This is a genomic window from Rothia terrae (assembly GCF_014705925.2).
GTDB classification, from domain to species: domain Bacteria; phylum Actinomycetota; class Actinomycetes; order Actinomycetales; family Micrococcaceae; genus Rothia; species Rothia terrae.
Genome location: NZ_CP061539.1, coordinates 2,447,991 through 2,472,001, shown reverse-complemented (window position 1 = coordinate 2,472,001; position 24,011 = coordinate 2,447,991). Strand labels below are relative to the sequence as shown.

15 protein-coding genes, 2 rRNA genes, 1 pseudogene and 1 riboswitch are annotated in these 24,011 nt (G+C 55.3%); of the genes and pseudogenes, 11 read left to right on the top strand and 7 right to left on the bottom strand.

Features of this window, described 5'->3' with window-relative positions:
• The first annotated feature begins 194 nt into the window (after positions 1-194).
• Positions 195-1,592 carry a DUF418 domain-containing protein gene (locus tag IDM49_RS11215; protein ID WP_190724567.1) on the top strand — a complete coding sequence of 466 codons (1,398 nt, stop codon included), beginning with the start codon at positions 195-197 and terminating at the stop codon, positions 1,590-1,592.
• A 633-nt stretch (positions 1,593-2,225) separates the two neighbouring features.
• Here IDM49_RS11215 and IDM49_RS11210 read toward each other — a convergent pair.
• Entirely contained in the window at positions 2,226-3,173 is a 948-nt protein-coding gene (locus IDM49_RS11210; protein WP_168615123.1) for a hypothetical protein, read from the bottom strand.
• 201 nt (positions 3,174-3,374) lie between these two features.
• Positions 3,375-3,434: riboswitch (guanidine-III (ykkC-III) riboswitch) on the top strand.
• A 12-nt stretch (positions 3,435-3,446) separates the two neighbouring features.
• Between IDM49_RS11210 and IDM49_RS11205 the strand changes: the two genes are divergently transcribed.
• From IDM49_RS11205 to IDM49_RS11190, 4 genes are all read left to right on the top strand, one after another.
• Positions 3,447-3,761: a DMT family transporter gene (locus IDM49_RS11205; protein WP_190725501.1), complete on the top strand. Its 315-nt coding sequence runs from the start codon at positions 3,447-3,449 to the stop codon at positions 3,759-3,761.
• A 20-nt stretch (positions 3,762-3,781) separates the two neighbouring features.
• A complete protein-coding gene (locus tag IDM49_RS11200; protein ID WP_228008107.1) occupies positions 3,782-4,570 on the top strand; it encodes a trimeric intracellular cation channel family protein in 789 nt (262 codons plus the stop codon).
• A 273-nt stretch (positions 4,571-4,843) separates the two neighbouring features.
• Positions 4,844-5,977 (top strand): glycerate kinase, encoded by a 1,134-nt coding sequence (locus tag IDM49_RS11195; protein ID WP_190724566.1) that lies wholly within the window; start codon positions 4,844-4,846, stop codon positions 5,975-5,977.
• Between the two features lie 90 nt (positions 5,978-6,067).
• Positions 6,068-8,719: a replicative DNA helicase gene (locus IDM49_RS11190; RefSeq protein ID WP_190724565.1), complete on the top strand. Its 2,652-nt coding sequence runs from the start codon at positions 6,068-6,070 to the stop codon at positions 8,717-8,719.
• Positions 8,720-8,869: 150 nt separating this feature from the next.
• Here IDM49_RS11190 and IDM49_RS11185 read toward each other — a convergent pair whose 3' ends face one another.
• The 4 genes and pseudogenes from IDM49_RS11185 to IDM49_RS11170 form a co-directional block, all read right to left on the bottom strand.
• Positions 8,870-10,954 carry a prolyl oligopeptidase family serine peptidase gene (locus IDM49_RS11185; RefSeq protein WP_190724564.1) on the bottom strand — a complete coding sequence of 695 codons (2,085 nt, stop codon included), beginning with the start codon at positions 10,952-10,954 and terminating at the stop codon, positions 8,870-8,872.
• A gap of 71 nt (positions 10,955-11,025) precedes the next feature.
• Complete coding sequence (locus tag IDM49_RS11180; protein WP_190724563.1) at positions 11,026-12,429, bottom strand: TetR family transcriptional regulator; 1,404 nt, start codon at positions 12,427-12,429, stop codon at positions 11,026-11,028.
• Positions 12,430-12,735: 306 nt separating this feature from the next.
• Positions 12,736-13,038: pseudogene (locus tag IDM49_RS11175) on the bottom strand (zinc-binding dehydrogenase); the annotation flags it as partial.
• Between the two features lie 21 nt (positions 13,039-13,059).
• Complete coding sequence (locus IDM49_RS11170; RefSeq protein WP_190724561.1) at positions 13,060-13,725, bottom strand: alcohol dehydrogenase catalytic domain-containing protein; 666 nt, start codon at positions 13,723-13,725, stop codon at positions 13,060-13,062.
• Between the two features lie 104 nt (positions 13,726-13,829).
• Here IDM49_RS11170 and IDM49_RS11165 point away from each other — a divergent pair, with 104 nt between their 5' ends.
• Complete coding sequence (locus tag IDM49_RS11165) at positions 13,830-14,654, top strand: uroporphyrinogen-III synthase (RefSeq protein ID WP_190724560.1); 825 nt, start codon at positions 13,830-13,832, stop codon at positions 14,652-14,654.
• A gap of 45 nt (positions 14,655-14,699) precedes the next feature.
• On the opposite strand, the gene IDM49_RS11160 is transcribed toward IDM49_RS11165, so the two are convergent.
• A complete protein-coding gene (locus tag IDM49_RS11160; protein ID WP_190724559.1) occupies positions 14,700-15,260 on the bottom strand; it encodes a DUF421 domain-containing protein in 561 nt (186 codons plus the stop codon).
• Positions 15,261-15,445: 185 nt separating this feature from the next.
• Between IDM49_RS11160 and IDM49_RS11155 the strand changes: the two genes are divergently transcribed.
• The 3 genes from IDM49_RS11155 (at position 15,446) to IDM49_RS11145 (ending at position 16,977) form a co-directional block, all read left to right on the top strand.
• A complete protein-coding gene (locus IDM49_RS11155) occupies positions 15,446-15,796 on the top strand; it encodes a hypothetical protein (RefSeq protein WP_190724558.1) in 351 nt (116 codons plus the stop codon).
• The gene (locus IDM49_RS11150; protein ID WP_228008106.1) at positions 15,715-16,188 is read left to right on the top strand and encodes a DNA alkylation repair protein; all 474 of its coding nucleotides are present in this window, start codon (positions 15,715-15,717) and stop codon (positions 16,186-16,188) included. The genes IDM49_RS11155 and IDM49_RS11150 overlap by 82 nt, the downstream gene beginning before the upstream one ends.
• A 543-nt stretch (positions 16,189-16,731) precedes the next feature.
• Positions 16,732-16,977, top strand: coding sequence for a hypothetical protein (locus IDM49_RS11145; RefSeq protein WP_190724557.1), 246 nt, complete (start codon positions 16,732-16,734; stop codon positions 16,975-16,977).
• Between the two features lie 91 nt (positions 16,978-17,068).
• On the opposite strand, the gene IDM49_RS11140 is transcribed toward IDM49_RS11145, so the two are convergent.
• Complete coding sequence (locus IDM49_RS11140; RefSeq protein WP_190724556.1) at positions 17,069-18,049, bottom strand: LLM class flavin-dependent oxidoreductase; 981 nt, start codon at positions 18,047-18,049, stop codon at positions 17,069-17,071.
• Positions 18,050-18,932: 883 nt separating this feature from the next.
• On the opposite strand from IDM49_RS11140, the gene IDM49_RS11135 reads away from it, so the two are divergent.
• Both IDM49_RS11135 and IDM49_RS11130 read left to right on the top strand, forming a co-directional pair.
• Positions 18,933-20,462, top strand: a 16S ribosomal RNA gene (locus IDM49_RS11135).
• Positions 20,463-20,822: 360 nt separating this feature from the next.
• Positions 20,823-23,919, top strand: a 23S ribosomal RNA gene (locus tag IDM49_RS11130).
• Together the 16S and 23S rRNA genes form the textbook arrangement of a ribosomal RNA operon.
• Positions 23,920-24,011 lie beyond the last annotated feature (92 nt).

Below are 24,011 nucleotides of genomic sequence, written 5' to 3'. Positions count from 1 at the left end.
TTTAAGTGCACTGTCGCTTCGGTGGGCGCCCGGGCACTCTCACAAGTGCCCTGTCGCTCCCGTAGGTGCAGCACCTTGCCGAATGCGTTTCACCTAGCGGGCGGGGCAAGAAAATACTCATTGAGGATGATGCTGAGCGGCGTTAGTTTTCATACAGTGGGTAGAAGTAAAGAACCACGCGTGAAAGATAGCCTATGACTTCCCCTGCCCCTTTGAATATTTCAGCTGATCAGTCGGTCGCATCGGCTGATTCCTCTCCTGCATCGGGTAAGTCCTCTCCTGCACCGGGCACCGCTCCTGTTTCTGCGCTGGATGCGCCGCCTGCACCCGCTCCCTCCACCGCATCTACAGCGTCCGCATCCGCCCTGAGTATCCCGCGTATGGTGGTGCCCGATGTGGCTCGCGGTCTGATGCTGTTGGGTATTGCGATCGCTAATATTGCCACGGTGTGGCTGGTGATGCCGGGTGCTCCCGGCGGTGATTTGGGCGGTATTGTTCGCGACAGCCTGTGGGATAAGCTCACTATTTTGTTCACCGCTGTGTTTGTGCATGCGCGCGGTTTTCCGATGTTTGCCACCATGATGGGCTTTGGTGTGGGAATGATTGCGGCGAGCCTGTATCGGCGTGGTTATCCGCTGGGTAAGGCTCGCGGGGTGATTGCGTGCCGCTACGGCATGCTTGCAATTTTTGGTGTGGTGCACATGGTTTTCTTGTTCTGGGGCGACATTATGATGATGTACGGACTGATGGGTATGTTGCTGGCGACCATGATCGCGATGCACACCCGAACCCTGCTCATTATCGCGGGCGTCCTGTTTGTGCTGGGTACGCTGGGTTCTGTGGGCTTGGCGGTGTTCGTTGATTTCACTGATATTGGACGCCAGCTCATGGGTGATCCCACTGCGACTGCCGATGCTTTTACGAGTTCTACTTATCTGGGTAGCGTGGGTTTTGGTGCGTTGGCGCTTGTCATGCAGGTTGTTAGTTCGCCTTTTCAGCTTCCTGCCCTGTTGCCGCTGGTGCTTTTTGGCTTTGTGATGGCACGCGAGGGGCTGTTGTCGGATACTGCTCACCATCGTCGGACGCTGGTGCGTGTTGCTGTAGTGGGTATGGGATGCGGCGTTGTAACCGGTGTGCTGTATGGACTGAGTCTGGTGGGTGTTTTGCCTGCGTGGGAGCTGTTTTCGTCGGTGAGTATGTCGGTGGGTACGCTGGCTGGTCCCGGTTTGATTGCGGTTTTGGCGTTGGTGCTTGCACCTGTTCAGCAGCGTGTGGCTAAGGCAGCTGAGGCTGGAAAACCTGCGGCACTTCCTCAGCCCTTGACGGTGCTTGCGGCACTGGGTAAGCGTTCGATGACGGGGTACGTCTTGCAGTCGGTGCTGTGCATTATTTTCTTGGCGCCGTACGGTTTGCATTTGTTCGCGGATGCGGGTGCTTTCGTGGCGTTGTGGGCTGGTGTTGGCGTGTGGTTGGTGACGCTGGTGGTTGCGAATGTGCTTGAAGTGTTTGGCAAGCCCGGCCCGTTAGAGGCGGTGCACCGCCGTTTGTCCTATGGAAAGAGCGGGCTGATGAGCTCGTGGCAACCTCGGTAAAAATAAAAAAATAATAATTAGGTAACTTAAGGATATTTATCAGCTTTTACAAAGGTAAGTATGGTTATATATTAATTGATGGTTCGAGAGAGCTTTCAAAAAGTGAATGTGTGTGATGTTCAGGCGGTCCGTGTTGTGGCCGCCTGAACTCTTTTAAAGCGCGTCTTTAGCAGGTGCGTCCGTGCAGTCTCTATGCGCATACCCTGCCGTCGCGCATCTGTGCACCCCTCCGGGGGTGTAACGCTCTACCGCCCAAGCACGCGCGCTGAAATTTTGATGCACAAGCAGTCGGTGCGCACTCACTGCTGCCCCTCTTGCCCGGTTTGCTTTGCTCACACGACAATTCGCGCCAGCCGCCGCACCAGCAATTTCACGGTGAGCCCGCTCCATCGCCCCTTATGAATAACCCTCTTTATAAGTCCCAGGAAAAACTCAGGAATTGTTAATTCTGCACATATTTCTGTGCTGTTAGATGTTAATCAGATGGTTCGAGAGAGCTTTCAAAAGTGAATGTGTGTGGCATTTACGGGTGGTGCCGGAATGCGAAAAAGCGGCGTAGAGATAATCTCTGCGCCGCTTTTTTATGCCCTGCAAACACCGGATCCATGGCTTTCGCCGGGGGAGACCAACACCCTAGAGCGGCAGTTGCATGAGGTAGAAAATCACTGGCGATGCGCACAGTACGGGCACTACCAGCGTCACCAGGCTGTCAAAGCCAGCAATAGTGGGGGCGAAGTCTTTGAAACCGCGATCACGACAGATGCTGGCGAGAATGGTTGCGCTGGCAAAGCTTGCACCGTAGCCCACGAGCGCCGCAGCCGCCGCAAGATACCAGGCGGCGGGTAGCATCCACAGCAGAGCAAACGTCAAAACCACAGCACCCAGTGCGCCCGCAACGCAGCTAAGACCGCGATTGCGGGTGCTGTGCAGGGTAATTTTTTCAAGGATGCGCGCCCCCGCCACCGTAACCACGGCAAACAGCAGGTAATGCGCGCCGGTGACGCTACCGACCTGCGCAACAGTGTGCTGGGCAGCGTCGCGTCCTGACTCTAAAATAGCCGGAAGCTGAAGGAGCGCCGCCGTATGCGACACCGAGAAAACGCACAGCATCAGCGCCCACTGCACAATGGCGGTGCGATGCAAAAAGCCCGGTTCGCGAGAAAACGTGTGCAAAAAGGGTAGAAAGAAGAACGCCACCAAAGGGATAAAAGCCGAATAAGCGATATTCCAGCGTTCCCACACAAACCAAAACTGCAGGGCAACCACCGCGCACAGACCGACAATAACAGCCTGGCTCGTGTGAAGTTCACGTTCGCCGTAGGTCAAAAACTCACGCAGTAGCACCAGGCTGAGTACCAGAAAACCAAGAATCGTGGCGGTCTCACCCGTCAGCATCAACAGCCCCAGCACCACCAACGCGGCAGCAAGAATCAGCAAGCTACGAGTAATGCTTGCAAGCAGCGGACTGAAAGACGCCGGGCGCTTAGACTTACGCCAGGCACTAACGCCAACCATGATGAGGGCAAGGAGTAAAACCCCTGCAATGAGTGAGCCCGAGCGGACATCCAGAAGACCAAACATGCAAAGAACCCTTTTGTCGGTGCGAAAGTGATGTGCACTTTGAGCCTACTAAATTTCTGTCAGGGTGCGCGGGTGGCGCGTCCAAAGAACGGGCATCTGTGGGCTGCGCTCGCCGGGGCGGGACGCTGGTGGGTACGGTGGTGAGGTAGCTAATGCGCCGCACGGCGGTGAGCTTGCTAGTATGTTTTGCGGCTTTGAGAGAAGTAGCTCTAAGCCCCGGACGATGGACGCCGTACCCGGAAAGCGACAAGACGGCTCGCTGAAGGGGGCATGATGTACTGGTTGGTACTTGTTGTATCCGGTGTGTTAGAAGCGGTGTGGGCGACTGCGCTTGATAGGTCTGAGGGCTTTACCAAGCTGGGGCCTAGCATTATTTTTGTGGCGGGGATGATCGCGAGCATGGCTGGCCTAGCCTACGCTTTGCGGGAATTGCCGGTGGGAACAGCGTACGCGGTGTGGGTTGGTATCGGTGCGGTGGTCACCGTGGCGTGGGCAATGCTCACCGGTGCCGAAAGTATCTCGCCGGTGAAAATCCTTTTTCTGTTGATGATTATTGGCGGAGTTGTCGGACTTAAATCTGTGCACTAGTGCGCGTAGAAAGAAAAGAGGTGGACGCGGTGGCGGGCTTTGACCCCGATGTTTGGTTTCGCGCGGTGGACGTTGCTGCGGTAGCCGCTAACGGTCTTTTGGGCGGTGCGGTGGCGCGTGCTTTCCGTTTTGATGTGGTGGGCTTTTTGATGCTCGCTGTCGCATCCGGCATGGGCGGTGGTTTGATTCGTGACGTGCTCCTGAATACCGGTTTTCCGGTGGCGCTTACCGACAGTGCCTATTGGGTGGCGGCGTTAGCGTCCGCCGGTCTTGCCTATGCTATTGATTTGGGTGGTAAATTCGCTGACCGCGCCCTGCTGGTGATCGACTTTGTGGGTATGGGATGCTGGGCGGCAACCGGCACGCTCAAAAGTCTGGGCGTGGGGCTGCATTGGTTCCCTTCCATCATTTTGGGCGTGGTGACGGCGGTCGGCGGCGGTGTTATTCGCGATGTCATGGTCAACCGCATCCCCTCCATCTTTGGCGGTAATTCGCTGTACGCCACCATCGCCTTTGTGGGCGCCACCGAAATGGCAATCTTCATCCAGGTGCTCCACATGCCCAACGTTGGTATGGCGGTCGCTATTATCAGCTGCGGTGTGCTCGGACTGCTGTCACGCTGGCGCAACTGGCAACTACCCGCTCCCGTCAACCTCACCGTGCCGCGTCCTCAATTCCGCTTCAAACCGCGCAGGCGAGGACGCCGCGTCCTTGCCAACGAAACCTGGGCGCCAGGCGACCCGCTGACCGAAAATCTCGAAATCATCACGCCCGAGAAGCTTCAAGAGTACCGAAACGGCAAATCGTAACCAATTGTTTAACAATCCCACAGTAAATACCCAGCTTCACCCAAAGCTATCCTCAGGTGAGCACGCCATACTTATTACATACGGTTCCTCAGGGAGCTAGGAAAGTGAATGTGTGGCTTTCTTAGTATGAAACATCAGGTTTCATGAGTATGTATGTGTGTGTGATAGCGAAAGGCTCAACCAAAGCGGTTGAGCCTTTCGCTTTTTCTCTGCTCTTTTCTTCCCGCCGAGATCCTGATTTAAAACAGGATCTCGGCGAGTGATACTAGAGGTATGTCTGTTCTCATTGCGGTTGATAAGTTCAAGGGTTCACTCACCGGCGTCGAATTGTCGGATGCGATTGCTACCGGCATGCGTCGCGCACTGGGGGAGGGGTTTACCCCGCGCATCTGCCCGATTGCTGACGGTGGCGACGGTACGGTGGACGCGGCGTTGGCGTCCGGCTTTGACGAGGTTCAGACGCAGGTGACCGGCCCGGCGGGTCAGCCCGTCACTGTCCGTTACGCTTTTGACCGCGCCGCAGCAACAGCGGTCATCGAGGTGGCTGAGGCCTGCGGTATCCGTCTGCTCGGTGCAGACCTGGACGTCCTCGGTGCCACAACTTTCGGTGTGGGTGAGCTGATTCTTCACGCGGTGGAGCGCGGCGTATCCACGATTGTGATCGGGCTGGGCGGCAGCGCAACCACGGACGCCGGTGCGGGTATGCTCAGTGCGCTCGGCGTGCGATTTGAGGATGCGCCGAACCCTGCTGAGGTGCACGGCGGTGGCGGTTTGCGAGGCGTGACCGGTGTTGACCTTTCAAGCCTTGATCCCCGCCTGGCAGGCGTTGATTTCGTGATGGCATCGGATGTCACCAACCCACTCACTGGCGAGAACGGGGCAGCCGCGGTGTACGGCCCGCAAAAAGGTGCCACCCTCGAACAGGTCAAAGAACTGGATGCTCTGCTGGGGTTAGCGGCAGGTTTCATTGAACAGGCGCTCGACGTTGTGCTCGGAACATACCGCGAGGCCCCCGGTGCCGGTGCCGCCGGCGGCCTCGGTTTCGCGTGCCTGTCAGTGCTCGGTGCTCGCATGCGTCCTGGCGTGGATGTCGCCTTCGAACTCACCGGCTTCAACGACGCCCTTGACGGCGCAGATTTCATTATCACCGGCGAGGGCAAGTTCGACACCCAAACCCTGCAGGGCAAAGGCCCGGCGGGTGTGGCGCAGGCGGGCAAGAGAGTGGGTGCCCGCGTCGTGGCGATTTGTGGTGGCTCCGAGCTTGAAGAGGACGCCTGGCGCGCGGCGGGTTTTGACGGCGTTTACTCGGTGCTGGGCACCGGCGTCAGCCTTGAAGAGTCGCTGGCGAACCCGCGTCCGCACGTCGAAAAAATAGCGGAACAGATGGCGCGGGATTTCTTAATCTAAGAGCTCATAAGAGGTCAGTTTCATAGAGAGACGGTGCTCATTGAAGGCATAATAGAACACTGGTAATTCTTTGAGTTAAGGTGGCATTGCGTGTCTGAGAGTCAATCTGAGTTTGTTCGTACACCCCCGCATGATGAGGCGGCGGAGCAGTCGGTTCTTGGCGCGATGATGCTGTCGAAGGACGCGATTGCGGACGTCGTTGAGGTGCTGCGCGGCGCTGACTTTTACAAGCCTGCGCACGAGAGTATCTACGAGGCAATCATTACGCTGTACGGTCACGGTGAGCCTGCGGACGCTATTACCGTCACCGACGAATTGAAGAAACGTGGCGAGCTGGACCGCATTGGCGGCGCCCCCTACCTGCACAACCTCACTTCGCAAGTGCCTACCGCGGCGAACGCTGGTTTCTATGCTGAGATTGTGCGCGAGCGCGCCGTGCTGCGACGCCTGGTGAGTGCCGGTACTCGCATCGTGCAGCTGGGTTATGAGAGCGACGGCGAGGTGGATTCGCTGGTCAACCAGGCGCAGACTGAGATTTACCAGGTAGCTGATACCCGCGAGAGCGAAGACTACGCGCCGTTGGGTGAGATCATGAACTCCACTGTCGAGGAAATTGAGGCTAATGGTGCCCGAGCCGACGGCATCCACGGTGTGCCCACCGGCTTTATCGAGTTCGACGAGCTCACCGCAGGTCTGCAGGCTGGGCAGATGATTGTTATCGCGGCCAGGCCGGCCATGGGCAAAAGTACGTTCGCCCTGGATATCGCGCGTTCTGCTGCCATTAAGAACAACATGGCTACTGTTTTCTTCTCACTGGAAATGAGCCGCAACGAGATTGCGATGCGCGTGCTTTCGGCGGAGGCATCCCTCAACCTGTCTGATTTGCGTAAGGGTACGCTGGATGACTCGCAGTGGGCGAAGATTGCTACGGCGATGGGCAAGATGGATTCTGCCCCGCTGTTCATTGATGATTCCCCGAATATGACGCTCATGGAAATCCGCGCGAAGGCACGCCGCCTTAAGCAGAAGAACAACCTGCAGCTGATTGTGCTCGACTACTTGCAGCTGATGAGCTCCGGCAAAAAGGTGGAATCCCGCCAGCAAGAGGTCTCCGAGTTCTCGCGTGCGCTCAAGCTCATGGCCAAGGAACTCGAGGTTCCGCTCATCGCGCTGTCGCAGCTGAACCGTGGCTCGGAGCAGCGAACCGACAAGAAGCCGATGGTGTCGGACCTTCGCGAGTCGGGCTGCCTCACCGCTGGCACCCGCATCCTGCGAGCTGACACCGGTGCTGAAACTACCATGGGTGAACTGTACGCATCAGGCGCTAAGGATGTGCCCGTGTGGTCACTGGGTGACGATATGCGCTTTGTGGAGCGCCATCTGTCCCATGTTTTCTCAACGGGTGTAAAGCCTGTTTACCGCCTGACTACCGCGTCCGGCAAGACACTGCGCGCCACCGCAAACCACCCATTCTTCACTTTCCGCGGCTGGAAGGGGCTGGGCGAGCTCGAGGTAGGCGAGCGCATTGGCGTCCCTCGCCACGTCAACGGCCCGGCACAGCGTGTTGAGTGGACGGATGAGCAGGTTATTTTGCTTGCTCATATGCTGGGGGACGGTTCGGCGGTGAAGCGCCAGCCGTTGCGTTATGCCTCTATCGATGAACATAACTTGAGAGTGGTCACCGAATCTGCTTTTGGGCAATTCGGTATTACTGCGGTTCGAGATGAGCACGCGGCTGCTCGATGTGTCTCTTTGCGTCTACCTGCTCCACACCGTCTAACGCACGGTAAGCGAAACCCGCTGGCTGAATGGCTAGATGAGTTGGGTCTATTTGGCCTACGTTCGTGGGAAAAATTTATCCCCGAGGCTGTGAACGCGCTTCCGAAGCGTCAAATCGCTCTGTTTATTCAGCACCTTTGGGCAACTGATGGTTCTGTAACGGTGAACAAGAATGGACGTTCAGGGCGCATTTACTATGCATCAACATCACGCGAACTACTAGATCAGCTTTCCATCCTCCTGCTGCGCTTCGGTATTAATTCACGTATTCGAAAAACTGCTTTGAAGGGTGAATACCGCCAGGGCTACACTTTGGACATCTCAGGACGTGACGAACAGCTGCGTTTCCTGCGCGAAATTTCAGTTTTCGGTAACCGTGCTGAACAATGTAAGTCCCTATTAGAGGTGCTGGAAACGGAAGGATATAGATCCAACACTAACGTGGATACTGTCCCTGCCCAGGTGTGGGACGATGTGAAACGCATTCTTTCTGAAAAGGGAATGACGCACCGCGAATTCCAAGCTGCTATGGGTTCTCAGTATTGTGGTTCTGCGTATTACAAGAGTGCGCCCTCTCGTTCGCGTCTCACCCAGGTCGCTACCCTCCTTGATTCAGCTGAGCTGGACATGGTTGCTGTGAACGACTTGTTCTGGGATTCAATCGTTGAAATTGAATACTGTGGTGAAGAAGAGGTCTTTGACGCTACCGTTTTGGGTCATCACAACTTCATTGCTAACGGCGTGACTGTTCATAACAGTATCGAGCAGGACGCGGATATGGTCATCCTTCTGCACCGCGACGATGTCTACGATAAGGAATCCCCGCGCGCTGGTGAGGCTGACGTTATCGTGGCTAAGCACCGTAACGGCCCGACCAAGACCATCGCGGTCGCCTTCCAGGGCCACTACTCGCGCTTTGCGAACATGACGCACGATTCCTACTCGGGCGGTGACGACTACTAAGCCGCATCCACCCGCGAAACTATGCGAAACCTTCAAACGTACGGGATTATCCCGCCTGTTTGAAGGTTTCGCGCTATCTCGGTGCTCGTGTTCTCACTGTTTCACGTGAAACATCCACCGATCGGCCCTACCGCCCAGCGCCCCGCCCGCCTACGGCAGGATTGCGTTGTCCAGGTAGGTGAAGATCATCGCGTAGATGTAGGCCTTCTGTTTGACGTCCGCCGCACCTGCGTGCCCACCTTCGGCGTTTTCAAAGTAGTGCACTGGCTTGCCCATTGACTCAAGCAGTGCCATGAACTTGCGGGCGTGCGCGGGGTGTACACGGTCGTCCTTGGTGGACGTGGTGAGTAGCAAGGTGGGGTGAATATCGTCCGGGTTCACGTTGTGGTACGCCGAAATCTCTTTCAAAAACTCCCAGTCATCCGTATCGGGGTCGCCGAATTCAGAGACCCACGATGCGCCCGCTAGCAAGTGCGAGTAACGTTTCATATCCAGCAGTGGCACCTGGCAGACGATCGCCCCGAAATGCTGCGGGTAGTGCGTGTACATGTTGCCCATGAGTAACCCGCCGTTGGAGCCACCAATCGCCGCCAGCTGTGGCACGGTGGTGATGCCCGCGTCCACCAGGTCACGTGCCACGGCAATAAAGTCTTCGTAGGCGCGCGGCCTGTTCTCGCGCAGGGCAGCCTGGTGCCAGCGTGGTCCGAATTCGCCGCCGCCGCGAATGTTCGCCAGCGCGTACACGTACCCCTTCTCAAGAAGCCCCTTGCCGTAGAGCGACGAGTACGAGGGCGTACTCTTGATTTCAAACCCGCCATAGGCGCTCAGTAGCGTGGGGGCGGGGGAGCTGCCGTTCAGCGCATCGGTGTTGCCCACCAGAAAGTAGGGGACGCGTGTGCCGTCCGCCGAGGAAACCCAGCGCTGGCGTACTTCTAGCCCGGTGGTGTCGAACCTATCCGGCGTACTGCGTAGCGGGCGCAGGGTAAAGTGCTCTGCCGAGAACCCGCCCACGAAACTGCCGCGGTAGAGCGTCGGCGGGGTGAGAAAACCGGTAACGAGCAGGTGCACGCCGTCGCGAATATCCGGGTTGACGGGCTGTACGCGAATGTTGTTGAACTCCCCGACGTCGGGTCGCAGGTCGTGGATGTCCCAGTGCTCCCCGCAGTCTTCAGCGAAGAAGAGGTCGGTGCGCACGTTATCGAGCACGGTGAACATGATGCCGCTCTTGGTGGCGGCGTAGCTCAGTAGCGATGAGCTGTCGGTGGGTTCGAAGATAACGTGCACGTGCTCTGCCACGGGTGCGTCCAGAGCCTCGTCGTAAGGCAGGGCGAGCAGGGATCCTGCCGTGAATGTCGTTCCGTGGAGAGCCCAGTCTTCGCGTAGTTGCACGGTCAGCCAGTGGCGCACTGCCCCGCAGTTGGCGGACGCCGGTACCTGGATGCGCGTGAGCTCGTAGGTGCCGCGGTTCATGTCGTAGAACTCGTGGTTGCGGAAGGTGATGGCGCGGTAGACCACCGTTTTTTCAAAGCCTTCCATGTTGAAGTTGTGCCCGCCGACCATGACGTCGGTGTCGCGTCCTTCCAGGATGAGCGCGGCGTCCTCGAGGGGAGTGTTACGCGACCACAGGCGGACGGAATGCGGGTAACCTGAGCGCGTCACGGAATCTTCGAAGGTGTGCGCCACGATGACGGCGTTTTTGTTCAGCCAGCGCATGTCACCCTTGCCCAGGGGCTTGTTGAAGCCGTCCGTCATGAACTCTTTGGTGGCAAGGTCAAATTCGCGCACGACGGTGGTGTCTGATCCACCCAGGCGCAGGGTGAGTAGCGCACGGTCGTAACCGTCGTGGCAGATTTTCATGCCGCCGTACACCCAAGGCTGCTTCTCTTGTGCGCCCAGTGCGCCGATGTCTACCAGGGTTTCCCAGGCGGGCTGGGTGCTCTCGTCCTTGTAGGCGTCGTAGTCTTCTTTGCGCGTGCGTCGCCACAGACCGCGCGGGTACTGGCCGTCTGCGTAGAAGTCGTAGACGTAGTCCCCGCGACGCGTGCCCACCACCAGCTTGTCTTTGGCAGACATGATCGCGTCTGTCTCGTGCAGATGCCTCTCAAAGCGCTTGCCTGCAAAGATTCGTAGGGATTCGTTGCTACGCTCCTGTGCCCAGGCGAAGGTCTCGTCATTGAGCTCTTCGAGGTAGGCGAAAGGGTCGTGTTCGGCGGTGGGTTGGGTGTACTCAGGCATACCTTCAACTCTAATATGGCGTAGCTCTCAAAGCCACTTGTCGAGAGTTCGCCCGCGCATCGCGTACGGGGCTAGAAAAGTCCGTCGAAGAGCCAGAGCTGATCCTCTGCCGATTCTTTTTTCTTGCTCTTCTTGGGTGCTGGCTTGGCGGGTTCAGGGCCCTCAAAGAGGGTGGGCTCGTGGGCGTTTTCTAGCGCGTCAGGACGCTGGTGTTCACCGACTGGGGAATTATCTTCTGCTTCGTTGAGCGGTAGTGCTTCGACGGGTCCTCCCACCGGCAACTCTTCAGCTATCAGAATCTCTTCTGGCTCCCAGGTGGATGCTGAACTGTCGGAAGTTTTTTTAGCGGCTTCCGTTGGAGTTTTCACATCCTCATCGAGCGCAGGTTTGAGCGTATCTGAAGAAGATTCATCGGCGGTCTCTGTTGGTGCTGCAGGCTCTGTTGCCTCAACTTCTGCTGGCTCTTCCCTATCGTGTGCCTGTGCAGAGGGGGCTGCGTCGGCGGGCTGATTGTCGTCGCTAAGGGGGTCTGTCTCTGCTGTTGAATCCTCTGTCGGAACCGCAGGTGCCTCTGTCTCTACGGCGGTTTCCTGCGCTTCGGTGACTTCTTCACCGCGATCTTCTGCCGCCGGTGTTTCCTCGACTGCTGTTTCTGCTAGAGCTGCCTCGGTGGCTGCATTCTCAAAGGGGTCGGCGTCTTCCGCGCTCGCCGCATCATTTGCATCCGCGGGTTCTTCTTGCGCGGCAGGTTCTTCTGCTTGCGCAAGCTCTCCAGATTGCATGGCTTGGGCTGGGAGGGCTGCCGCGACAAATCCGGGCATCCCGCCGCCCTGCACCGCGTCGTCCATCTCGGTGTAGGTGTCGTCGATGTATCGCTGAATTACCGGTGATAGTTCATTGATGATGCGGGTATCGCTGAGTGAGGTGAGGTGGGGGAGTTCCATGAGGTAGCGTCCCACGGCGAGACCGAGTAGCTGGGAGCTCATGAGTGAGAAAGCGATGGGGTCGATGTTGGTTGTGCCGGGGCCGAAGGGGCCGGTTGAGAATAGCTCCCAGGCGGCATCTCGCATTTTGCTGTTGGTGTCTGCTGACGAGATTGCTGATCGCACCAGACCCAGCAGAAGGGGCTTAATATCTTCAGAATTCCACATCTGTAGATATGCGCTGACGATGGCTCGGCCGCGGTTGCTGTCGCCCGATTGGAAGCTGTCGCGCATCTGGTTGGCGAGCGCAAACTGCTCAGTGATGATGTGCGTGAAGAGTGCTTCTTTGTTGCCGAAGAAGTGGCGGATGAGGGCTGGGTCTACGGATGCGCGTGTGGCGATGGAGCGCATGGATGTGCCCTCGAAGCCGTGTTCGGCAAAGAGGTTTTTGGCAGCGGTGAGGATGTCGTTGCGGGTGTTGTTCTCACCTGTTCTGCGACCTGCTTTTGAGGGTGAGGAATTTTTGCGTTTTGGTGTCTTCGAAGCTGCCATGCCCCTAGGTTATCGTGAAAATTCAAACAATCCTAAACATTAAATTCCTCAAATGTTGAATCTTGCCTAATTCAATATCTGTTGAATTGTTAAAATACCTAGTCAAGTCCGATTTTCCCGGAATTTTAACTTGTCTAAAAAATGCGGCAAAAGTAGCTCAATTTTGAGGTAACTTATGGCAATCCTGTTTAGGGGCCTTCAAAAGTTGATCAAAAATAGGTTGGGGATGGGGTTGTTGGGCGTCTTGCCTGCAGGGGGTCTGACGGCTCCCATTTTGCAAAAATTCCCCACCGCGAGAAATAGACTCTATATCTTCACCACAATCTTGCCGCGCAGGCTCCCTGCCTCCTGCGCTTCATGTGCCGTCCTCGCATCCGCAAGATCAAAGATTTTACCGATGCGCACCCGCAAATTTCCCCGACCTAAGAATTTATTGAGGGTGGATGCGGCGTCCGCCAAATCATCGGCAGTTGCCCCGGACATCGCAAAGCCGCGCACCTGAAGGTCGCGAGTGTAAAGAGCCCCTGCCGAGAATGAAATATCAGAGTTCATTCCTGAGAGCAGGGCAATCTTTCCACCGAACGCCATCAGCGGTAGCGCGAGTGAGAAGTCGTTGGTTCCACTGTTGTCTCACCAAATGTCAAAACCTTCGGGCGCTACCTGCGCTAAAGCGTCTGCCAGATCGTTGCGATGGTAACCAAGCACCTCGTCCACGCCCAGTGAGTGCACCCAGTCGAAGTCGCGGGGTGATGCACTGCCGACCACGCGCACGCCGCTGGCAACCGTGTACTGTGCCAGTGTGCTACCGGCTCCACCGGCAACACCGCCGATAAAGACGGTAGAGCCGGGTGTGAAGCCGCCGAGCCTGCTGATGCCCAGATGGGCTGTTGAGAAGGCGTGGGAGAGCGCGGCGTAGGTTTGTGCCGGAATCTCTTTACCCGAAGCATCCTGAGTGGCCCTGGCAAATACCCGCTCTTGGGGGAGTGAGACAAGTTCAGTGAAAGCCCCCTGGCGCCCGTCATAACCTGCCGAGTTTGACCACACTGCATCGCCGGGCGAGAACTCGCAGACACCTTCACCCACCGCTTCGACGATACCCACTACGTTGCGTCCTATGACAAAGGGGAAGGGGGTGTGAGCCTCACAAGCGCCGGATCGCACAAACAGGTCAACATTGTTCACTGCAGAGTACTCCACACGTACCAGTGCGTCGTTGGGTCCGTAGTCGGGGGTGGGTAGCTCGCCCACCTGAATCTGCGATGCCTCACCTTTGGTGTCAATAAATGCTGCGCACACATCAACTCCTTCTCTTTTCAGCATAGAACTGCGCGCACCTGTGTATAAGCCCCGTCTTCACTCGCGTAAAAGATATTCTGAGAGAAAGAGACATAAGGAGGGCCATGTCAGCGGATACTCATACACTTACTTTGGCGGGAACCACCATTGCCGTCACCGCATCACGTCGTGCCACGGAGCAGGGCGAGGCATTTGAGCGCAAAGGTGCGCGAGTCGTTTATGCTCCCACGGTGCGTATTGTACCCACCGATGCCGATGAGCTTTTGCAGGCTGATACTCGTGGCATTATCGAAAACCCGCCGCACATGGTGCTGGTGACTACCGGCTACGGGCTCAAGGGTTGGTTGAGTTTCGCTGCGGATGCCGGGCAAGAGGACGCCCTGCGTGATGCTTTGGCGGGTGCTGATTTTTATGTTCGCGGGGCAAAAGGACGCGGCGCTGTGCGCGCATTGGGCTTTGAGGATTCCGGTATCGCAGCTGAGGAGGTGACCCGTGCGCTCGTTGACCTCGCCCTTGAGGTCGGCGTTGAGGGTAAGCGCGTGGTGTTGCAGCAGCACGGCAAGCCTGATCATGAACAGGAGCAACGCCTGAAAGATGCAGGTGCTCAGCTGGCAACGGTGGTGCCGCATCGCTGGGAAGAGCCGAAAGATATTAATGCTGTGCACGAGCTGATTGACAGCATCATTGCCGGTGAAATCACCGCGATTACTTTTACTGCTGCCCCCGCTGTTGAGGCACTGTTTGGCTACGCCACTGAGCAGGAGAAGTTGCCCGAGCTCATCGCTGCCCTACGCGAGAAAACCGTGGTGGCAAGCGTCGGCCCGGTAACGTCCGTACCGTTGGAAGAGCAGGGAATCACCCCCGTGCAGCCGGAGCGCTCGCGCATGGGTGCCATGATTAAGGCACTGGTGGAGCACCTCGAGAGGTAGATGTTTCACGTGAAACATCCAGCAGTTAGGGGCTAAGGGCGGACGCTACACCGTATTGCCCAGTACTAGCTCGGCGCCGATGACTCCTGCCAGAAGTTCTTCGTCTATTGGTGAGCCTTCACGGATGATGCTGAGGCCGCCCGATGATTCCAACACCATGCACTGCACTTGGGTGATCGAGGTGATGCCCGCTTTGCGCAGGGCGGTGAAAATTTCGGTGCGTTTGAGGTGTGTGCGGCGCATATTGTGGTCCACGAATTTGCCGTGGGCTACGATGACGCGGGCGTGCGGGCTGAACCTGCGCCAGCCGGCGATGGATTGCGCGGCACCAAAGATAGCTTCCAGTGCAATAAGCGTGCCCAGTCCAATGATGCCCGAGGCAAGTGTTGGCGGGTGTCCGATGATGACGCGTCCTGCCACTGCACCGAACATGACGATAACGACAGCATCAAAGCCGTTCCAACTGTTCAGCACGCGCGCGCCGAAAATGCGCACAAACAGTAAAAATGCCAGATAGATGCCGAGCGCTGACATCATCACAATGGGAATGCGCCACGGCTCAATGCCGAGGTAGGTCAGAATCAGTGAACCGTAGTCCTCGGGCATGCGGGCGTCCTTTCGTGGGTGCGTTGGTTCTATTGTATGGGTCTAGAAACCTCATTGTTTTCTATATATGTTGCAACATATTGCTCTTACTTTAACTTTCTATTCCCATCACCCGGGTGAGGGATGCACAATAGGAGTGGGGGCCTTTTCGCCTCCGCGTAACACACAGAAGGAGCAGATGTCGTATGAGTGAGCTTCCCGCTATTGATGAGATCCCGGCTGACACTAAAAACTGGACGGTGGTTTTAGAGAATGGATGCGCCGAGTGTGGTTTCATGCCGGGGTATGCGTATGAGGATAATGAGCGTCGGATCCTGAGCCTGGTTGCGCCCGTACGTGCGGCGTTCGAAAATTCCGCTCTGACGCAGCGTCCTGATAAAAACACGTGGTCACCGCTGGAGTACCTCGTGCATATCAGTGAGGTCTGCGAGGTCATGGTGCAAATTACGCCTTTGTGGATGCGTCCTGGGCGCAAGAACACCGCGAATTTCAGTACAACGCGCTGGACTACCTTGCTGCCTGTAAACAGTACCTAACGCCCGATGATATTCCTTGGCTTCGCCGCCTTGCCGAGGCAAAAAGCTGGTGGGAGACCATTGACCGCCTAGACACCATCATCGGAGATATCGTCCTGCGTCACCCCGAGCTTAACTCTCTGATGCTGGAGTGGGCGCAGGACGCGAACTTCTGGATCCGCCCCATCGCCACTGACCACCAGCGTCCTCGCAAGGAGCGCACCGATACCCAGTTGCTGGAGGAAATCATCGTGAAGAACTTTGGCTCTACTGAGTTCTTTATTAATAAGGCAATCGGATGGGCGTTGCGGGAGTATTCCAAGACTGATCCGGCGTGGGTGGCTGACTTTATTGACCGCTACCGAGCCCAGCTCGCGCCCTTGAGCATCCGCGAAGGGGCTAAGCGCCTCTAACTCTCCACCGAGACTGCACTTTAACCCCGATTTTCTTTCAAAATACGGGATAAAGCGCACTTTCGACGCCCCTCGCAGTAGGCATAAGAAAACCCCGCCGTAGTTGCGTACTCTGGAATGTTCGTTCCGTGCAACCCGTGCGGGGTTTTCTGGTGAAAATCTTGGTTTCAGTGGCATCGTCGCCGCCTGACTCCTAATCCTTATGCGGCCGTACGCTTGAGTTGTCTCATAGCTGGGCTCTTCTATCCGGTTACGTCCGGTGTGCGTGGAGTGCTTGTGCGATTATGCGGCACCGAGAATAAGATTCTCAGCGGGTTTGTCTAAACCACCTGTCATAAATCTCCTTTCGAAGATTCACTTCTTGTGAGCCGTACCACTTATTTGGCTCACTCATTATTTAACTCCTGTGGATCCCAAAATGCCAGCGATTTTCACCTGATTTTTCCGGCAATTTTGCCGCTGATTTCCTCTGGTTTAACGGCTTTGTGCGGGCTTAGAATCTAATCAAACCGTGCCTCATTGCCCCACCTCTAAGGAGCTCTCATGGATTCTTTCCTCGCTTTTACCTCCGGGCTGGGCAATATCGTTTTCGCTCTAGTTCTTTTGGTTGCGCTCGCGGTGATGCCTTTTCGTCTGTGGCAGCGAGCCCAGCGCAATAAGTTGCGCGATGAGCTGGAGATCATGGAAGACGAGCTGGATGCGTGGCGTTCAGACCGCGGCGGCACCAACAGTTCGCGCAATTACTTGCATGGTCGAGCACCTCGTTATGACCTGTCTCAGCACGACTAATTTTATGTATATAAAAGGACGCCCGCATCCGGCAGTGACTGTGTGCGGGCGTCCTATATATAGAGAGGCCTAAATTCTTTGCGGCGCATATTTAGTTGTTGATCATCTGTTCAGCAATCAGTTCGTAGTTGCGCAGGGTTCGCTCGGTGCTGGTTGCTAGCGATGAGAGCATGAGCTCGTCTGCTTGCACCATGTTGGCAAAGCGCAGCAGGTAGTCCTTTGCTTGGGCGCCGGTGCCTACTGCTCGGAATTGAATCATTTCAAGGATCTGCTGTCCCTGCGGTGAGTGCATGAGCAGTTCGAGCTGTTCGTCGCTGATTTCGCGGCCGCGTCCTGCCATCATGCGTACGCGGTTGCGCTTGGTGATTTCTAGTTGTTCGTGAGCGTCTTCTTCGGTGTCCGATGCGAGGACGTTCACGGCAGCGATCACGTAGGGTTCAGCTAGCTGCTCTGAGGGCTGGAATTTTTCGCGGTACACGTTAATAGCTTGTTCCAGGTGAGTGGGTGCAAAGTGCGATGCGAATGCGTAGGGCAAGCCGAGTGCTGCGGCTAGCTGTGCGCCGAAGAGTGATGAGCCAAGAATGTAAAGGGGTACTTCTGTTCCCTGTCCCGGGGTGGCGTTGACGCCTGGAATGTGGGTGTCGTCGTTGAGGTAGCCCTGCAGTTCTTGGACGTCTTGCGGAAAGCGTTCTGCGTTGTTGGGTTCGCGGCGGAGCGCTCGCAGAGTATTCATGTCGGTGCCGGGTGCGCGTCCTAGTCCCAGGTCGATGCGTCCGGGGTAGAGTTCAGCGAGGGTGCCGAATTGTTCTGCGATAGTAAGCGGTGAGTGGTTGGGGAGCATAACGCCGCCAGCACCGAGGCGAATCTTTTCTGTTTTTGCTCCGATGTGTGAGATCAGCACTGCGGGAGCTGATGAGGCAATGGACTTCATGTTGTGGTGCTCTGCGTACCAGATGCGTTCGTAGCCGAGCTTCTCTGCTGTTTGTGCGAGTTCTACGGAACGGTTGAATGCTTCTTTGGGTTTTTCACCGGGGTGGATGGTGGCAAGGTCGAGAATGGATAGGGCAGGCATACTTCTTCTTTCTGTGTAAGGGATTGTGTAAGTACATAGGTATAACGATGCGTGCAGCCCTTCTGTTCCCGAAAAGCGGTAAAAATTGAGCGAAATTGGCGAAAAAGGGGTCTCTAGGGGCCTGTTCGGAAAGTTTTTAAAGTTTTTTCTTGTGAACCGGATAACGAAAAACCGCTATTTTGCAGTGGTCTGGGTGACACAATGGCTAATACAATAAAGTATGCTTACTTTTATAATGTGGTTCTGACTAGGCATTTTGTTGTGGATGCGTGATTTTGGGTTGTTTTGCGTGTTTATGTACTGCGCGTATTGAGCATATTTTTGTGACGTAGGGTACGGTCTCTCGAGTTGCACACCGGGGAGCATGTGCGTATAGTTGTATGAGTCGTCGCGGCGAGGGAGTGAGTAAAGCTCCTAGTCAGACGGTGGTTTTGAGAAGTTTATAGGGTTGTTGTTGCTGGTTTGTGACGGCGTGTTGGTCCTGTTGTGGTTGATGTGTTGGTAGCAAACAGTGTGGTGCGGATCATATGGATTCGGGTTGCATGGCGGTGATGATCCTGGTAAGCTAGACGAGTTGCCTGCGAGAGCGGGTGACATGATAACAGAATTGACTGCTCAACACGAGCAAGACTCACCGAGCGTGGGGTTGTGGTTGTTGAGGTGGTTTGTTGCTTGAGAACTCAATAGTGTGCTTTGTTTATAAAGAACTTTATGTGATACCAAATTATTTATTTATATTTTGATAACTTTGGTTTTCATAATTGACAGCTATGATCATCGCTCTTTGTCTCACCATTAAGCACGGTGAGTGCGCCCGCCTCGTGGGTGTAAGTGATGGTTTGTTTTATTTTGAGCTATAACAGTTATCATTCTTTTTTGTTTTTCAACGGAGAGTTTGATTCTGGCTCAGGACGAACGCTGGCGGCGTGCTTAACACATGCAAGTCGAACGATGAAGACCGGTGCTTGCACTGGTTGGATTAGTGGCGAACGGGTGAGTAATACGTGAGTAACCTGCCTTTGACTCTGGGATAAGCCTTGGAAACGAGGTCTAATACCGGATATGACACAGTTTCGCATGAAATCTGTGTGGAAAGGGTTTGTACTGGTTTTAGATGGGCTCACGGCCTATCAGCTTGTTGGTGAGGTAATGGCTCACCAAGGCGACGACGGGTAGCCGGCCTGAGAGGGTGACCGGCCACACTGGGACTGAGACACGGCCCAGACTCCTACGGGAGGCAGCAGTGGGGAATATTGCACAATGGGCGCAAGCCTGATGCAGCGACGCCGCGTGAGGGATGACGGCCTTCGGGTTGTAAACCTCTTTCAGCAGGGGAGAAGCGAAAGTGACGGTACCTGCAGAAGAAGCGCCGGCTAACTACGTGCCAGCAGCCGCGGTAATACGTAGGGCGCGAGCGTTGTCCGGAATTATTGGGCGTAAAGAGCTTGTAGGCGGTTTGTCGCGTCTGCTGTGAAAGCCCGGGGCTTAACTCCGGGTTTGCAGTGGGTACGGGCTAACTAGAGTGCAGTAGGGGAGACTGGAATTCCTGGTGTAGCGGTGGAATGCGCAGATATCAGGAGGAACACCGATGGCGAAGGCAGGTCTCTGGGCTGTAACTGACGCTGAGAAGCGAAAGCATGGGGAGCGAACAGGATTAGATACCCTGGTAGTCCATGCCGTAAACGTTGGGCACTAGGTGTGGGGGACATTCCACGTTTTCCGCGCCGTAGCTAACGCATTAAGTGCCCCGCCTGGGGAGTACGGCCGCAAGGCTAAAACTCAAAGAAATTGACGGGGGCCCGCACAAGCGGCGGAGCATGCGGATTAATTCGATGCAACGCGAAGAACCTTACCAAGGCTTGACATATACTGGACACCCCTAGAGATAGGGTTTCCCTTCGGGGCTGGTATACAGGTGGTGCATGGTTGTCGTCAGCTCGTGTCGTGAGATGTTGGGTTAAGTCCCGCAACGAGCGCAACCCTCGTTCTATGTTGCCAGCACGTGATGGTGGGGACTCATAGGAGACTGCCGGGGTCAACTCGGAGGAAGGTGGGGATGACGTCAAATCATCATGCCCCTTATGTCTTGGGCTTCACGCATGCTACAATGGCCGGTACAAAGGGTTGCGATACTGTGAGGTTGAGCTAATCCCAAAAAGCCGGTCTCAGTTCGGATTGGGGTCTGCAACTCGACCCCATGAAGTCGGAGTCGCTAGTAATCGCAGATCAGCAACGCTGCGGTGAATACGTTCCCGGGCCTTGTACACACCGCCCGTCAAGTCACGAAAGTTGGTAACACCCGAAGCCGATGGCCTAACCTTTTTGGAGGGAGTCGTCGAAGGTGGGACTGGCGATTGGGACTAAGTCGTAACAAGGTAGCCGTACCGGAAGGTGCGGCTGGATCACCTCCTTTCTAAGGAGCACAACATTTTGGTTGGCCTAGTTTGTTCACGAGTGTTGGACATTGGGTTTGCTCATGGGTGGAATATTGCATTTAGTTTTTTGGCGTCGCGTTGTGGTGGCGTAGCGGAGCATACTGTTGGGTTTTGGGGTAGCAAATCGTTTGGTTTGTTTATCCTGTTGTTTGCCTGGCGCGTGATGATGAATGATCGTTGGTGGTTGTTTTGAGTTGTGTGTGTGGGTTGTTGTTTGAGAACTGTATAGTGGACGCGAGCATCTTCTGGAAACTGTGAGCGAATGATTTTTATTGTTTGTTTGGTGTTTTCATGATTTTGTAACAACTTAGATTTTATTCTTTGATTATTTGTGTGTTTTGTAAGTCATTAAGGGCACACGGTGGATGCCTTGGCATCAGGAGCCGATGAAGGACGTGTGAATCTGCGATAAGCCTCGGGGAGTCGATAACAGGACGTTGATTCGAGGATTTCCGAATGGGGAAACCTGGCTAGTAGTGATATTAGTTACCACCAGTTGAATGTATAGGCTGGTTGGGGGGAACGCGGGGAAGTGAAACATCTCAGTACCTGCTGGAAGAGAAAATAAAGTAATGATTCTGTGAGTAGTGGCGAGCGAAAGCGGATGAGACTAAACCTGTGGTGTGTGATAGCGGTTAGGCGTTGCATCATGGGGGTTGTGGGAGTTACCGTTGCAGTTCTAACTGGCTGCTGTTGTGATGTTGTGTTGGATAGGGGAACGTCTTGGGATGGACGGCCGGAGAGGGTGAGAGTCCCGTACCTGAAATTTGGCACGCCGCATGTGTGACCACCCGAGTAGCACGGAGCTCGTGGAATTTCGTGTGAATCTGCCAGGACCACCTGGTAAGTCTAAATACTTCCTGATGACCGATAGCGGATCAGTACCGTGAGGGAATGGTGAAAAGTACCCCGGGAGGGGAGTGAAATAGTACCTGAAACCGTGTGCTTACAAGCCGTTGGAGCCTTTTGGGGTGACAGCGTGCCTTTTGAAGAATGAGCCTGCGAGTTAGTGTTCTGTCGCGAGGTTAACCCGTGTGGGGTAGCCGTAGCGAAAGCGAGTCTGAATAGGGCGTTTGAGTGGCAGGATCTAGACCCGAAGCGGAGTGATCTATCCATGGCCAGGTTGAAGCTACGGTAAGACGTGGTGGAGGACCGAACCCACTTCAGTTGAAAATGGAGGGGATGAGCTGTGGATAGGGGTGAAAGGCCAATCAAACTCTGTGATAGCTGGTTCTCCCCGAAATGCATTTAGGTGCAGCGTTACATGTTTCTTGCCGGAGGTAGAGCTACTGGATGGCCGATGGGCCCCACAGGGTTACTGACGTCAGCCAAACTCCGAATGCCGGTAAGTGAGAGTGTAGCAGTGAGACAGTGGGGGATAAGCTTCATTGTCGAGAGGGAAACAGCCCAGACCATCAACTAAGGTCCCTAAGCGTGTGCTAAGTGGGAAAGGATGTGGAGTTGCTTAGACAACCAGGAGGTTGGCTTAGAAGCAGCCATCCTTGAAAGAGTGCGTAATAGCTCACTGGTCAAGTGATTCTGCGCCGATAATGTAGCGGGGCTCAAGTACACCACCGAAGTTATGGCAATGTACGTTTTGTATGTTGGGTAGGGGAGCGTCGTGTATCCGGTGAAGCTGCGGTGTAAACCAGTGGTGGAGGGTATGCGAGTGAGAATGCAGGCATGAGTAGCGAATCACGGGTGAGAAACCCGTGCGCCGGATGATCAAGGGTTCCAGGGTCAAGCTAATCTGCCCTGGGTTAGTCGGGGCCTAAGGCGAGGCCGACAGGCGTAGTCGATGGATAACGGGTTGATATTCCCGTACCGACGAAGAACCGTCCATACCAAGACTTTGATGCTAACCATGCGAAGCGGTTTGTAACCTCTTGTTTTTCAAGGGGAGCTTATCGTGGGTTGTGGGACCCGATTTGTGGCGGTAAGCGTATTAACAGGTGTGACGCAGGAAGGTAGCCAAGCCACGCGATGGTTGTCGTGGTCTAAGCATGTAGGGTATCGGTTTGTTAAATGCGGCCGTGTTTGCCTGAGATGTGATGGGACCCCGTTTGTGGGGGATTTGGTGATCCTATGCTGTCGAGAAAAGCATCGGCGTGAGGTTCTAGTTGCCCGTACCCTAAACCGACACAGGTGATCAGGTAGAGAATACTAAGGCGATCGAGAGAATCATGGTTAAGGAACTCGGCAAAATGCCCCCGTAACTTCGGGAGAAGGGGGACCTTGAGCGTGAAGGGCACTTGCTGCTTGGAGCGTGTATGGGTCGCAGAGACCAGGGGGAAGCGACTGTTTATCAAAAACACAGGTCCGTGCGAAGTCGTAAGACGATGTATACGGACTGACTCCTGCCCGGTGCTGGAAGGTTAAGAGGATTGGTTAGCATTTATGTGCGAAGCTGAGAATTTAAGCCCCAGTAAACGGCGGTGGTAACTATAACCATCCTAAGGTAGCGAAATTCCTTGTCGGGTAAGTTCCGACCTGCACGAATGGAGTAACGACTTCCCTACTGTCTCAACCATGAACTCGGCGAAATTGCAGTACGAGTAAAGATGCTCGTTACGCGCAGCAGGACGGAAAGACCCCGTGACCTTTACTATAGTTTGGTATTGGCGTTCGGTGTGGCTTGTGTAGGATAGGTGGGAGATGTTGAAGCGGGCACGCTAGTGTTCGTGGAGTCGTTGTTGAAATACCACTCTGGTCATTCTGGATGTCTAACTTCGGGCCATGATCTGGTTCAGGGACAGTGCCTGATGGGTAGTTTAACTGGGGCGGTTGCCTCCTAAAGAGTAACGGAGGCGCCCAAAGGTTCCCTCAGCCTGGTTGGCAATCAGGTGTTGAGTGTAAGTGCACAAGGGAGCTTGACTGTGAGACTGGCAGGTCGAGCAGGGACGAAAGTCGGGACTAGTGATCCGGCGGTACATTGTGGAATGGCCGTCGCTCAACGGATAAAAGGTACCTCGGGGATAACAGGCTGATCTTGCCCAAGAGTCCATATCGACGGCATGGTTTGGCACCTCGATGTCGGCTCGTCGCATCCTGGGGCTGGAGTTGGTCCCAAGGGTTGGGCTGTTCGCCCATTAAAGCGGTACGCGAGCTGGGTTCAGAACGTCGTGAGACAGTTCGGTCCCTATCCGCTGCGTGCGTTGGAAATTTGAGAAAGGCTGTCCTTAGTACGAGAGGACCGGGACGGACGAACCTCTGGTATGTCAGTTGTACCGCCAGGTGCATGGCTGATTGGCTACGTTCGGGAGGGATAACCGCTGAAAGCATCTAAGCGGGAAGCCTGTTTCGAGATGAGATTTCCTGGCAGTGTTGTGCTGTGTGAGACTTCCTATAGATGATGGGGTTGATAGGCCAGGTATGGAAGCGCCGACTGAAGAGGTGTGGAGTTGACTGGTACTAATAGGTCGAAGGCTTACTTTTCAATCATTTTTTGGTGGTTGGTATGAATAGTTGTTTGGTTGTTGTTGCGTCCACTATGCGGTTTTGAAATAATAAACCACCAGGTTTAAAAC

Excerpts from the sequence above, each read along its gene's own strand:
- IDM49_RS11180 (WP_190724563.1), bottom strand. The coding sequence starts at position 12,429 with ATGGCAGCTTCGAAGACACCAAAACGCAAAAATTCCTCACCCTCAAAA.
- IDM49_RS11165 (WP_190724560.1), top strand. The coding sequence starts at position 13,830 with ATGTCAGCGGATACTCATACACTTACTTTGGCGGGAACCACCATTGCC.
- IDM49_RS11215 (WP_190724567.1), top strand. The coding sequence starts at position 195 with ATGACTTCCCCTGCCCCTTTGAATATTTCAGCTGATCAGTCGGTCGCA.
- IDM49_RS11145 (WP_190724557.1), top strand. The coding sequence starts at position 16,732 with ATGGATTCTTTCCTCGCTTTTACCTCCGGGCTGGGCAATATCGTTTTC.
- IDM49_RS11160 (WP_190724559.1), bottom strand. The coding sequence starts at position 15,260 with ATGCCCGAGGACTACGGTTCACTGATTCTGACCTACCTCGGCATTGAG.
- IDM49_RS11155 (WP_190724558.1), top strand. The coding sequence starts at position 15,446 with ATGAGTGAGCTTCCCGCTATTGATGAGATCCCGGCTGACACTAAAAAC.
- IDM49_RS11140 (WP_190724556.1), bottom strand. The coding sequence starts at position 18,049 with ATGCCTGCCCTATCCATTCTCGACCTTGCCACCATCCACCCCGGTGAA.
- IDM49_RS11210 (WP_168615123.1), bottom strand. The coding sequence starts at position 3,173 with ATGTTTGGTCTTCTGGATGTCCGCTCGGGCTCACTCATTGCAGGGGTT.
- IDM49_RS11185 (WP_190724564.1), bottom strand. The coding sequence starts at position 10,954 with ATGCCTGAGTACACCCAACCCACCGCCGAACACGACCCTTTCGCCTAC.
- IDM49_RS11195 (WP_190724566.1), top strand. The coding sequence starts at position 4,844 with ATGTCTGTTCTCATTGCGGTTGATAAGTTCAAGGGTTCACTCACCGGC.
- IDM49_RS11205 (WP_190725501.1), top strand. The coding sequence starts at position 3,447 with ATGTACTGGTTGGTACTTGTTGTATCCGGTGTGTTAGAAGCGGTGTGG.